This window comes from Methylophaga sp. (assembly GCF_048266885.1).
GTDB lineage: Bacteria > Pseudomonadota > Gammaproteobacteria > Nitrosococcales > Methylophagaceae > Methylophaga.
Map to the genome: position 1 here is coordinate 93,258 of NZ_JBLWYR010000011.1, position 12,361 is coordinate 105,618.

Sequence of the window (12,361 nt, forward strand, 5' to 3'; positions counted from 1 at the left end):
AAATTGTCTCAGCCACCATTAGCAGGCAGCTGAGACAAATATTAAATTTTACGCCAGCTGGTTTTACCAGCAGCATCTTCCAGCACAATTCCCATCGCCGTCAGTTCATCACGAACTTGATCTGCGCGTCCCCAATCTTTTGCCGAACGGGCTGCATTTCTATCGGCAATCAATTGTTCGATTTTACCGGTTTCATCTTGTTGGCCACCGGTAAGAAAAGCCTCAGCAGATTGCTGGAACAAACCAAGTACTTCACCAAATGCTAATAATAATCCGGCAAGATAAGCTGATTTTTGCTCGTCGTTTTCTTCACGGGCTTTGTTCAATGCCTGACGCACGTCTGCTAATACTGATAATGCCAAGGCCGTATTAAAGTCATCATCCATCGCTTCAGCAAAACGCGGCGCGAACTCAGCATCCTCCCGCCATATCACTTTTTTTGGTGTGACATCACGCAGTGAATGATAAAAACGGGTTAAGGCTGTTTTGGCCTGTTCCAGTTGATCTTCTGCGTAATTTAATGGACTGCGGTAATGGCTCATTAAAATGAAATAGCGCACAGCCTCGGCTGGATACTTGGCCAATACTTCACGCACGGTAAAGAAATTACCCAGCGATTTTGACATTTTCTCGTCATCAATCCGCACAAAACCATTATGCATCCAGTAATTCACATACTGGCAACCATGTGCCCCTTCGGATTGGGCGATTTCATTTTCATGATGCGGGAACTGCAGATCCTGACCGCCGCCATGAATATCGAAATGATGTCCGAGGCAATCAGCGGACATGGCTGAACATTCGATATGCCAACCGGGACGCCCTGGCCCCCATGGGGACTCCCAGGAGGGTTCCTCAGGCTTTGCCGCTTTCCATAAAACAAAATCCAGAGGATCGGTTTTCGCTTCATTAACAGCAATACGTTCACCGGCACGCAAATCATCAATTTGTCGGCCAGATAGTTTGCCGTAATCAGCAAATTCACTAACATCATAATAAACATCGCCGTTATCAGCGGCATAGGCCAGGCCTTTGTCGACCAAAGTCTGAATCATATTCAGCATAGGCTGCATGGCTTCGGTGGCGCGAGGCTCATGATCTGGTCTCAACACACCCAAGGCATCGGCATCGGCATGCATTTCATTGATGTAGCGATCAGTTAAGGTCTGAATCGTTTCGCCGTTTTCCATAGCGCGTTTGATGATTTTGTCATCAATATCCGTGATATTACGGATATAGGTCACTTCGTAGCCACTGGCTCGTAAGTAACGTGTGACAACATCAAACACCACCATTACCCGAGCATGGCCGACATGACAGAGGTCGTAAACCGTCATGCCACAGACATACATTTTGACTTTGCCTGGCTCGATGGGTTTAAAGACGTCTTTCTGCTTGGATAGGGTGTTGTAAAGTTTTAACATTTTTTATTTATCTGAAGTATCTTTTAAGTCAATGGTCAGATTGAATACCGGTTTATCAATGCTATGATCATAGCGATCACTGATAAAATAGCCTTCGCGTTCAAACTGAAAAACTGTTTCTGGTTCACAATTCACAATGGCCGGTTCAGCAATCGCTTTAATGACCTTTAACGAATCCGGGTTAACATCATCAAGATAGTTACCCGTTGCTTTTCCCGGTGCTTCCGCCACAAACAATCTGTCGTATAACCGCAACTCGACTTTTTTGCCTTCAGTGGCTGAAACCCAGTGAATAACGCCGCGCGGTTTCATTTCAGCTGGCGGATTTTGGCCGACGGTATCTGGCACTAACGAGGCAATCACTTCAATAATGTCACCGTTGTTATCCTTGATGACCTCATCAGCCTTAATGACATAAGCACCGCGTAACCGCACATAATCGCCAATAACCAGGCGCTTGAATTTTTTCCGGCTGAGACTGGTGTCTTCGGTAAAGTCGGAAGCATCAATGAAGAGCTCTTTAGTGAATGGCAATGAACGCTGCCCCATGGATTCCTGTTGCGGGTGATTCGCGACTTCCAGCCATTCCACGCTTTCAGCAGCATTAGTGATGGTCACTTTCAAAGGATTGAGCACACACATGGCACGCGCTGCGTTTTCATTTAAATCTTTACGGATTTCAAATTCCAGTTGGGCAATATCAACAATACCATCAGTTTTGGCTACCGCCAGACCGTCACAAAAAGCGCGTAAAGCTTCGGCTGTATATCCACGCCGTCTCATGCCTGAAATCGTTGGCATTCTGGGGTCATTCCAGCCAGCAACGATTTGCTCATCGACCAGTTGTTTCAAATTGCGCTTACTGGTCACCGTGTAGTTAATATTCAGACGGCCAAACTCGTACTGCTTAGGCTGAGAAGGTACGGGCAAATTTTCAATAAACCACTCATACAACGGCCGATGATCCTGAAATTCCAGCGTACAAATACTGTGGGTAACTCCTTCAATCGCATCGCCTTGCCCGTGGGCAAAATCGTAACTGGGATAAATACACCATGTATCACCAGTTTGGTGATGCGACTGTTTACGAATGCGATAAAGGATAGGGTCACGCAGGTTCATATTGGGCGAAGCCATATCGATTTTTGCACGCAAAACACAAAAACCTTCAGCAAAATCGCCATTTTTCATTTTTTCGAGCAACGTTAGGTTTTCTTCTACGCTACGATTACGAAATGGCGATTCTTTGCCAGGCTTGGTCGCCCAGCCACGGTATTCACTGGCTTGTTCAGCAGTGAGATCACAAACATAGGCTTTGCCTTGCTTGATAAGATGAATAGCCCAAGCATAAAACTGCTCAAAATAGCTTGATGCATAACGCACGTCACCCGCCCACTGAAACCCCAGCCACTGTACATCTTCCTTGATGGCTTCAATGTATTCCTGCTCTTCTTTGGCTGGATTGGTGTCATCAAAGCGTAAATGACAATCACCGCCAAATTCCTTTGCCAAACCAAAGTTCAGGCAAATAGATTTGGCATGTCCAATATGCAAATAACCATTGGGCTCAGGGGGAAAACGGGTCACCACTTTTCCGGCGATCCTGCCAGAATCAATATCTTCCTGAATAATGGGACGTATAAAATTATGATTGACGGCAGATTCTGACATATTGAATTTTTACAGTTAAATGTGAACGCGCATTATACGCTGTCAGCAGCGTCGGATAACAGCGCTGTTTCGTTACGCTGCCTCTGAAAAGGTCTTTAATTGTCTTCACCTGAATTGCTTTGATGCACTATCATGTTGGTTTTTTGCAATTTTGGAAGTAAGCCACTATGAAAATACTCTACCGCCATTTGGCCCCTCTGTTTTTTGCTTCGTTTTCTCTGGCTGCCCAGGCGGAAGGTGGCAGCACACAAACTAAAGTGAAGCTCAGTACCAATCACGGCGATATTGTTATCGCTCTAAATGCTGACAAAGCGCCTGAAACGGTCAAAAATTTTATTCAATATGTTGAATCCGGTTTTTATGATGGCACCATTTTCCATCGTGTCATTGAAAACTTCATGATCCAGGGTGGTGGATTTGATGAATCTTTTAAACAGAAAAAAACCGAAGCGCCAATTCAAAATGAAGCCGATAACGGCTTAAGCAATACAAAAGGTACTGTCGCGATGGCACGCACCGGCGACCCGCATTCTGCAACAGCACAGTTTTTTATCAATACTAAAGATAATGACTTTTTGAACTACCGTGGTAAAACCATGCAGGATTGGGGTTATGCCGTGTTTGGTGAAGTCATTGAAGGAATGGACGTGGTTGATGCCATTCGCAAAGTAAATACCACTATGCGCGGAGGTCATCAGGATGTGCCGGCTGATGCAGTAGTGATTGAAAAAGCGACTATAGTCGAATAATTCAACACCTCCATCATAATGAAAACTCTGTTTTTATCAGACTTACATCTTAGTCCAGATCAGCCGGAGTTAATCCGGCTGGCAACTGATTTTGTTGCAAAGCAATCTGCTGTTGATGCATTTTATATTTTGGGTGATATTTTTAATACTTGGCTGGGTGACGATTTGATCCCACCAGAATTTGAGCCTTTCATTCATGCGTTACAGCATCAGCAGCAACAAGGTAGCAAAATCTACCTGATGCAGGGTAATCGTGATTTTATGCTTGGGAATGATTTTGCCAGACTGGTTGGCGGGGTTTTATTGGATGACCCTGTAGTGGTAAATCTTTATGGTCATTCAGTATTGCTGATGCATGGAGATAGTTTGTGTACCGATGATGTGAGTTATCAGCGTTACCGAAAAGTCGTGCGTAAGCGTTGGTTACAAAAACTGTTCCTGGCCATGCCCTTGTCTATTCGCCAGCGCATTTCCGATAAAATCAAAGCCAAAAGCAAACAGAAAAAGCAGTATAAACAAGCCCAGATTATGGACGTCAATCCTGCTGCGGTAAGACAGGAAATGAAGCAGCATAAAGTTAATCTTTTGCTACATGGCCATACGCATCGACCTGCAATCCATAAACTGGAATCGATACAAACTATTCCTAGCTACCGAATTGTATTAGGTGATTGGCATCCTGAGCCCAGTTATATCGAAATCACTCAGGAAGCTGTTCGCTTAGTTGACCAACGCTTGCCCCATGGAGAAACGCATCTCTCACTAACGTGAGCCGATATATTCATCCAGAACTTCACGAAGTTTTTTGGGCGGTAGATACCCCGGTAGCATTTGACCATCTTCCAGGAAAATAGCCGGAGTACCCCGGACACCTAATTTACCACCAATTTCAAACTGCTCAGCCACTGGATTGTCTTCACACAAAGAAGTTTTATTCACTTCACGCTGTGCTTTGGCGTCCGTCATGGCTTTCTGCTGATCCTTGGCACACCAGACTTCTATTAATTTATTAGCTGATTCGGATTTAGCTCCGGCACGTGGAAAAGCCATATAACGAATGGTAATGCCTAAATCATTATAATCTTTCACCTGACGGTGTAATTCTCGGCAATATCCACAATCAACATCGGTAAACACCGTGACGGCATACTCTGGTTTTTCCGCGGCGAAGATAATCATCTCATCTTCATTTATTCGATCCAGCAATCCTTTTTTCACTTCCAAACGTCGGGCTTCGGTAATATTCTCACGTGACTCCAATGCCAGAATATCGCCTTGCAATAAATACTGACCGTCTGCCGTAAAGTAATAAATGCGATCATCAATAACGGCTTCGTATAAACCGGTCTGACCAACAGGAGTCAATGATTGCAATTGCATATCCGGTAGTTGTTTCTGCAGTTCGGCTTTCAATTCTGATATTTCATCTGCATGTACCAGAGCTACGCAGAGCAATAATGGCAACCATGCCAGTCGGCTTAAATTCATTCTTATAATTCTCTTAATCTCTAAAGTTGTTGAATTGCAGTGGCATATCAATCGAATCATGACTTTTCAATAACGCCATTACCTGTTGCAGATCATCACGTTTTTTGCCAGTAACTCTGACACTATCGCCCTGCACTGCTGCCTGCACTTTGATTTTGCTCTCTTTGATCAGTTTAACAATGGTACGCGATAAATCTTTTTCGATACCTTCGCGAACTAGTACATCCTGTTTGCGCATCTTGCCATAGCCCACTGAATCCTTAAGCTCGAGACAACTGATATCAATACCGCGTTTAACCAATTTCATTCTGAGGATATCGAGCAACTGATCTAACTGGAAATCACTATTGGCAAACATTGTAAGCGTTTTGTCTGACTGTTCGACTTTGGCTTCGGTTCCTCGAAAATCAAAGCGGTTATCCAGTTCACGGTTTGCTTGATCCACCGCATTGGTCAATTCATGCTTGTCTACTTCAGAAACAATATCAAATGAGGGCATTTAGCTTCTCCCAAACTAATTAATTTTTAACTCGCCAGTTTAACATCAGCTCACATGATGCTGAAAACTCACCCGCGTGGATGATGTTGGTTATGCATCTGTTGCAGTCTGGCTTTAGCGACATGGGTGTAAATTTGCGTTGTCGATAAATCGGCATGCCCCAGTAACAACTGAACCACACGCAAATCGGCACCATGATTCAACAAGTGAGTGGCAAAAGCATGGCGTAACGTATGCGGTGACAGTGGTTTATCGATATGTGCCAGTTTGGCGTAACGTTTGATGATGTACCAGAATGCCTGACGGGTCATTAATTGGCCACGACGAGTTGGAAATAAATCATCTGTCAGCTGGCCTTGTAATAACTGAGGTCGGCTTTCCAGCAAATAAAGCTGTAACCAGTCCAACGCGGTTTCACCTAAGGGAACCAGTCGTTCTTTATTTCCTTTACCGATACAGCGAATAAGTCCCTGGCGCATATTGAGTTGTTCAAAGGTTAACGCCACCAGTTCAGATACCCGTAACCCGGTGGCATACAAAACTTCCAACATCGTTCTGTCACGCATGCCCAAAGCACTTTCAGTATCGGGTTGGGCTAGCAGGTTGATCACATCTTCTTCAGATAAACTACCTGGAAGTGATTTGCCAAGTCTGGGAGATTCCAGCATCGCAGTAGGATCGGAATCACGAATACTTTCACGGCAAAGATAACGATAAAACCGACGCAAACTGGATAACAAACGTGCGTCGCTGCGCACCTTTTTACCATCACGCATTCGTTGTTGCAGATAACGCTGGATATGCTCACGCTCGGCATTAACTAATGTCACACCCAATGGCTGTAACCAGCTGGAGAATGCCACCAAATCATGTTGATAAGCGGTAACCGTATTATCACTGAGCCCGGATTCAAGCCATAAGGAATCAAGAAAGCTTTGTAGATGACTCAGATGTATATCGCTAGGCTTTGTCATTGGATTGCTTAAGATTCACTATTGCGCATATTAATAATTTCAAACCACAAAAAAAGGGACAAAGCTGAAATCAACTTTGTCCCTTCTATAATTCAACGGATCTGACGACCCGTAATAATTACAATTTTTCTTTAATACGTGCTGCTTTACCAGTCAAATCACGCAGGTAGTAAAGTTTCGCACGGCGAACATCACCACGACGTTTCAACTCAACACTGGCGATAGTCGGGCTGTGCGCTTGAAAAACACGCTCTACACCAACACCGTTAGAGATTTTGCGAACAGTGAAAGCTGAATGCAAACCACGGTTACGTTTTGCGATAACAATGCCTTCAAAAGCCTGTTCACGCTCACGCTCACCTTCTTTAATACGAACTTTGACAACAATTGTGTCACCGGCAGAAAAATCCGGAATATCGCTTCTCAATTGTTCAGCGTTAAGCTGATCGATAATGTTACTCATTGTTTGCTCCCAACTAATCCTGCCCGCGCTCGGCAATAAATTCTTCCAATAAAGCAGCCTGTTCTGTTGTTAAAGTTATCAATTCCAACAAATCAGGTCGCCGTAACCATGTTCGTCCTAAGGACTGTTTGAGACGCCACTGACGTATTGCCTCATGATTCCCACCTAACAGTACGGCTGGCACTGTCTGGCCATTTAACTCTTCCGGACGAGTGTAATGCGGATGGTCTAAAAGACCACTCATAAATGAATCCTGCTCTGCAGATTCAGCATCACCCAACACCCCCGGCAACAAACGGGCAATACCATCAATCATCACCATGGCTGCCAGCTCACCGCCGCTGAGAACATAGTCACCAATCGACCATTCCTCATCAATTTCTTGTTCTACTAATCGCTCATCAATACCTTCGTAGCGACCAGCCAGCAGAATCATTGATTTACGTTTCGCCATTTGGCCTAACGCATGCTGATTCAGCTTTTGTCCCTGAGGTGATAAATAAATGACTTTTGCATCATCACCTAAATGTTGTTTTGCAACCTTAATTGCATCCAACAGCGGACTGACTTTCATAACCATCCCAGGGCCGCCACCATAAGGGCGATCATCCACGGTCTGATGTTTATCTGACGTAAATTCTCTTGGGTTATGATAATTCAGGCTTAATTTGCCTTGTTTTACCGCCCGACCTGTTACGCCATATTCTGTTACTGCAGCAAACATCTCAGGAAACAATGAAATTACCGATAGCTGCATTTCATTGTTCAAAGATAGTCGGCTTGCCAATCAACCTGAATCTGTTTATTTTCCAGATCAACCTTCAATACGGTTCTTTCTAATACAAATGGAATCAGATATTGCGTTTCCGCATCTGCTCCATTCACTACGAGAACATCGTTGGCACCGGTTTCTAACAGGTGATCAACAATTCCCAGTTTTTCATTTTCAGTATTAATCACTGTCAGGCCAACTAAATCAGCCCAGTAATATTCATCTTCGTCAGTTTCAAGCAACTGCGACCGTTTAATCGCCAGCTCTGAACCGATTAATGTCATGGCCTGATTACGGTCAGTAACCTTTTCCAGACTCATAACAACTGCTTTACCTTGCAACTGGCCGCCATTAACGTCGATTGGAATCCAATCACCATGGCGATGCACGTAAAGCGGTTTATATTCAAGGATATTGTCGCGAGGATCGGTAAAAGAAAATACTTTTACCCAGCCCTTAACGCCAAAAACTCCTGATATCTTCCCTACCGGGATAAATTCGCTGGCATCAGCCATCACGACACTCCCGGAGTGAAATTAAGCAGCTTTTTGTGCTTGTTTGATCAGCTGAGCTACACGCTCAGAAGTTTGTGCACCTTGGCTGATCCAATGTTTCACACGTTCCAAATCAATGCGCAATTCTTCTTCTTGGCCTTTAGCGATTGGGTTGAAAAAACCAACGCGCTCGATATAACGACCATCACGTTTGCTGCGTGAATCTGTTACGACAATGCCGTAGAAAGGACGCTTTTTAGCGCCGCCGCGAGTCATTCTAATTGTTACCATAAACCTACCCGTTGAAAATCTGGATGGAAAAATAGAGTTATTTTACGCACTTATCTAAGCTTTGCAAAGCTGTAAATGCGATTGTCCTAAAATGGCATGCCACCGCCGCCCATTGGGAGCTTTCCACCAAGGCCACGCATCATTTTAGCCATGCCACCTTTCTGGCCCATTTTTTTCATCATTTTTTGCATTTGAGAGAACTGTTTCAGTAAGCGATTTACATCTTGGATCTGTGTTCCTGAGCCAGTTGCGATACGTTTTTTTCTCGAACCTTTTATTAATTCAGGACGACGTCGCTCTTTAGGAGTCATCGAATTAATCATTGCTTCCATTTTAACCAGCTCTTTATCATTCGCTTGGTTCTTAACTGAATCTGGAAGTTGCCCCATGCCGGGCAATTTATCCATCAACGAAGTAAGCCCACCCATTTTGCTCATTTGTTGCAATTGATCGCGGAAATCTTCGAAATCGAAGCCTTTGCCTTTTTTGAGCTTGTTGGCCAGTTTTTCAGCAGAACCAGCATCCATCTTGCGCTGCGCATCTTCCACCAGGGAAAGCACATCACCCATTCCCAAAATTCGGGAAACCACACGATCTGGATGAAACACTTCCAATGCGGTTGTCTTTTCCCCCACACCCATAAATTTAATGGGTTTACCGGTGATATGACGAATGGATAAAGCTGCCCCGCCTCGCGCGTCGCCATCTGTTTTAGTCAAAATCACACCGGTCAGTGGCAACGCTTCGTTAAACGCTTTGGCAGTATTGGCCGCATCCTGGCCAGTCATGCTATCCACTGTAAACAGGGTTTCAACTGGATTAATTGCTGCATGGATGCGTTTGATTTCACCCATCATGTCATCATCAATATGCAGACGACCTGCCGTATCAATAATCACCACATCGACATATTCAAGCTTGGCTTGCGCTACAGCAGCTTGGGCGATTGCAACAGGATCTTGGCTAGCATCACTGGGGAAAAACTTCGCTTCAACATCCGTCGCTAATGTTTTGAGCTGTTCGATCGCCGCTGGACGATAGACGTCAGCACTGGCAACCATCACGGATTTTTTATGGCGCTCTTTTAGGAATCGTGCCAGCTTCGCTACACTGGTGGTTTTACCCGCGCCTTGTAAACCTGCCATAAGAATGACTACTGGCGGCTGACTGTTCAGATTAAGGCTATTATCCTCATCGCCCATTACAGCGACCAATTCGTCATTGACTATTTTAACGAAAACTTGGCCTGGACTGAGGCTGCGCATTACGTCCTGACCCATTGCGCGCTCTTTTACCTTTTCGATAAAATCGCGAACTACAGGTAAAGCAACGTCAGCTTCAAGCAAAGCCATACGTACTTCACGTAACGTTTCTTTTATATTGTCTTCGGTGATTCGACCTTGGCCACGCAGTTTTTTGAGGCTACCGGCGAGTCTGTCACTTAGGCTGTCAAACATAATGTATCCTGCATCGGTTCGTTACTGAAAAATCAGTACTATTTGTATTAGGGTCTGTTTATTTTTCAGAAGTGTAGGAAATTTAAACAGACTCTAGATATTGCATTATAACTGATATGATATCCGGCGAAGCAGCTTATCATTTATGATAAACCCGCTTTTAACTGGATAAACACTATTGGAACTTAAGGATTTCCCCTCATGGCCATTGCCAACGCATTAGCCTTCTTACTGTATTTAAGTAGCAGCGTTATTTTGATCCGTGACTTTGTCAAACGCGATCATAACGCGAATAAACTTGCATTACCGATTGGTATATTGACCACATTGGCATTGTTATTTCATGCTGCAGATATTTATTTCACAATGAAATTTGCTCAAGGTTGGGATCTCAGCCTAATGAGCATGTTATCCATCGCTGCTTGGTTAATGGCTTTCATTGCCATGTTAGCGGGAATGCGTTCTCCAATAGCCCATCCTGGAATAGTCGTTTATCCGTTAGTTGCATTATGTCTGATGTTTAGGGTGGAAGCGCCCGGTAACCAACAAACACTTAGCGATCCCGCTTTAGAGTGGCATATCTTATTGTCTCTTACGGCTTATGCCCTACTGGCACTTGCGGCCATGCAATCAATTATTTTGGCAATTCAGGAAAAACAATTACGCCACAAAAATGCCGGTGGCTTATTGCGCAAATTGCCACCACTCCAAACAATGGAAAAAGCGTTATTTCAACTGCTTAATGCTGGCTTTATTTTATTAACCTTGGGCTTAATCACCGGTTTTGTTTTTGTAGATGATTTTATTGACCAGCATGTTGTCCACAAAACGGTCTTGTCGGTTATTGCCTGGTTGGTTTTTGCTGGCTTGTTATGGGGACGCATGCAATACGGTTGGCGTAGCCAGACAGCAGTTAAGTGGACTTTATCCGGGTTTGGTTTTTTATTGCTGGCATACGTCGGTAGCAAGCTAGTCCTTGAATTTTTAATACAAAGTTAATTTGATGGAAAATACCTCTTTAATTGCGCTGTTTCTGATCCTGTTTGGTTTATTGGTTTTATCGGCGTTTTTTTCCAGCTCAGAAACAGCTTTGATGTCGTTAAATCGCTATCGTTTAAAACATCTTGCATCCCAAGGTCACCGTGGCGCAATCATTGCCAGCAGTTTACTTGCTAGACCAGATCGTTTGATTGGTCTGATCCTGCTAGGCAACAATTTTGTGAATATTTTTGCCTCAGCGATTGCAACAGTTATCGGGATTAAGCTGCTAGGCGAGAATGGTATTGTGGTGGCGACCTTTACCCTGACTCTGGTCATATTATTATTCGCTGAAGTCACCCCGAAAACATTAGCTGCCCTGCATCCTGAACGCGTTGCCTATCCGGCTAGTTTCGTTTTAAAGCCACTGCTATTCATTCTCTATCCGCTAGTGTGGTTTACCAGTATTATCACCAATCGATTGCTGGGTTTATTTGGTGTTTCTCGTGAAGATGCGACTTCTACGGCTATTAATATCGAAGAGTTAAGGGTAGCACTGATGGAAGCCGGTAGCATGATCCCAAACCGTCACAAAGATATGTTGATGAGTATTTTGGATTTAGAACAGGTAACTGTGAATGATGTGATGGTACCGCGCAATGAAATAGAAGGCATTGATATCAATCAGCCGTTTGCGGATATCGTAAAACAGCTTTCACATTGCGGATACACCAGACTGCCCGTCTATCGTGACAGTATGGATAATATCGTTGGCATTTTGCATGTCCGTAAAGCCTTGAATCTGATGACTCAGGACAATCTGAATCTACAGACCTTTGAGAGTATTGTTAAGGAAGCCTATTTCGTTCCAGAAGACACTCCGCTTAACACACAGCTTATTCAATTCCAACGTAAATTGCGACGTACCGGTTTGGTGGTAGATGAGTATGGTGATTTGCTCGGTTTGATTACGCTGGAAGATATTTTCAGAGAAATTGTTGGTGAATTTACTGCTAATACCATTGATGATGAAAAAGAAATTCATCCCCAAAGTGATGGCAGTTATCTAATCAACGGTTCAGCCAATATTCGTGAATTAAA

At 44.0% G+C, this 12,361-nt stretch carries 14 protein-coding genes; 4 read left to right on the forward strand and 10 right to left on the reverse strand.

The window, feature by feature from the left end:
• Positions 1-41: 41 nt before the first annotated feature.
• Together cysS and ACN0V2_RS07410 are read right to left on the reverse strand one after the other, a co-directional pair.
• Positions 42-1,424, reverse strand: a complete 1,383-nt coding sequence (gene cysS / locus ACN0V2_RS07405) for a cysteine--tRNA ligase (protein WP_417550166.1) — start codon at positions 1,422-1,424, stop codon at positions 42-44.
• A 3-nt stretch (positions 1,425-1,427) separates the two neighbouring features.
• The gene (locus ACN0V2_RS07410; RefSeq protein ID WP_417550167.1) at positions 1,428-3,095 is read right to left on the reverse strand and encodes a glutamine--tRNA ligase/YqeY domain fusion protein; all 1,668 of its coding nucleotides are present in this window, start codon (positions 3,093-3,095) and stop codon (positions 1,428-1,430) included.
• Positions 3,096-3,262: 167 nt separating this feature from the next.
• Between ACN0V2_RS07410 and ACN0V2_RS07415 the strand changes: the two genes are divergently transcribed.
• Entirely contained in the window at positions 3,263-3,844 is a 582-nt protein-coding gene (locus tag ACN0V2_RS07415; protein ID WP_417550168.1) for a peptidylprolyl isomerase, read from the forward strand.
• A gap of 18 nt (positions 3,845-3,862) precedes the next feature.
• Positions 3,863-4,615: a UDP-2,3-diacylglucosamine diphosphatase gene (locus ACN0V2_RS07420; protein WP_417550169.1), complete on the forward strand. Its 753-nt coding sequence runs from the start codon at positions 3,863-3,865 to the stop codon at positions 4,613-4,615.
• On the opposite strand, the gene ACN0V2_RS07425 is transcribed toward ACN0V2_RS07420, so the two are convergent.
• The 8 genes from ACN0V2_RS07425 to ffh all read right to left on the reverse strand — a co-directional run bounded on the left by ACN0V2_RS07425 (position 4,607) and on the right by ffh (position 10,282).
• On the reverse strand, positions 4,607-5,332 hold the full coding sequence (locus ACN0V2_RS07425; protein WP_417550170.1) for a thioredoxin fold domain-containing protein: 726 nt from the start codon (positions 5,330-5,332) through the stop codon (positions 4,607-4,609). The two genes, ACN0V2_RS07420 and ACN0V2_RS07425, sit on opposite strands and share 9 nt — an antisense overlap.
• A 13-nt stretch (positions 5,333-5,345) precedes the next feature.
• Positions 5,346-5,831, reverse strand: a complete 486-nt coding sequence (locus tag ACN0V2_RS07430) for a YajQ family cyclic di-GMP-binding protein (RefSeq protein WP_417550171.1) — start codon at positions 5,829-5,831, stop codon at positions 5,346-5,348.
• A gap of 68 nt (positions 5,832-5,899) precedes the next feature.
• On the reverse strand, positions 5,900-6,805 hold the full coding sequence (gene xerD / locus ACN0V2_RS07435) for a site-specific tyrosine recombinase XerD (RefSeq protein ID WP_417550172.1): 906 nt from the start codon (positions 6,803-6,805) through the stop codon (positions 5,900-5,902).
• Between the two features lie 118 nt (positions 6,806-6,923).
• Positions 6,924-7,268, reverse strand: coding sequence for a 50S ribosomal protein L19 (gene rplS, locus ACN0V2_RS07440; protein ID WP_069295780.1), 345 nt, complete (start codon positions 7,266-7,268; stop codon positions 6,924-6,926).
• A gap of 13 nt (positions 7,269-7,281) precedes the next feature.
• On the reverse strand, positions 7,282-8,025 hold the full coding sequence (trmD, locus tag ACN0V2_RS07445) for a tRNA (guanosine(37)-N1)-methyltransferase TrmD (protein WP_417550173.1): 744 nt from the start codon (positions 8,023-8,025) through the stop codon (positions 7,282-7,284).
• An 8-nt stretch (positions 8,026-8,033) separates the two neighbouring features.
• Positions 8,034-8,555, reverse strand: a complete 522-nt coding sequence (gene rimM, locus ACN0V2_RS07450; protein ID WP_417550174.1) for a ribosome maturation factor RimM — start codon at positions 8,553-8,555, stop codon at positions 8,034-8,036.
• A gap of 21 nt (positions 8,556-8,576) precedes the next feature.
• Positions 8,577-8,825, reverse strand: coding sequence for a 30S ribosomal protein S16 (gene rpsP, locus ACN0V2_RS07455; protein WP_069295778.1), 249 nt, complete (start codon positions 8,823-8,825; stop codon positions 8,577-8,579).
• An 86-nt stretch (positions 8,826-8,911) separates the two neighbouring features.
• Complete coding sequence (ffh, locus tag ACN0V2_RS07460; protein WP_417550175.1) at positions 8,912-10,282, reverse strand: signal recognition particle protein; 1,371 nt, start codon at positions 10,280-10,282, stop codon at positions 8,912-8,914.
• Positions 10,283-10,483: 201 nt separating this feature from the next.
• Between ffh and ACN0V2_RS07465 the strand changes: the two genes are divergently transcribed.
• Together ACN0V2_RS07465 and ACN0V2_RS07470 are read left to right on the forward strand one after the other, a co-directional pair.
• Positions 10,484-11,281: a cytochrome C assembly family protein gene (locus ACN0V2_RS07465; RefSeq protein WP_417550176.1), complete on the forward strand. Its 798-nt coding sequence runs from the start codon at positions 10,484-10,486 to the stop codon at positions 11,279-11,281.
• 4 nt (positions 11,282-11,285) lie between these two features.
• A partial coding sequence (locus ACN0V2_RS07470) for an HlyC/CorC family transporter (protein WP_417550177.1) occupies positions 11,286-12,361 on the forward strand: 1,076 nt, incomplete at its 3' end.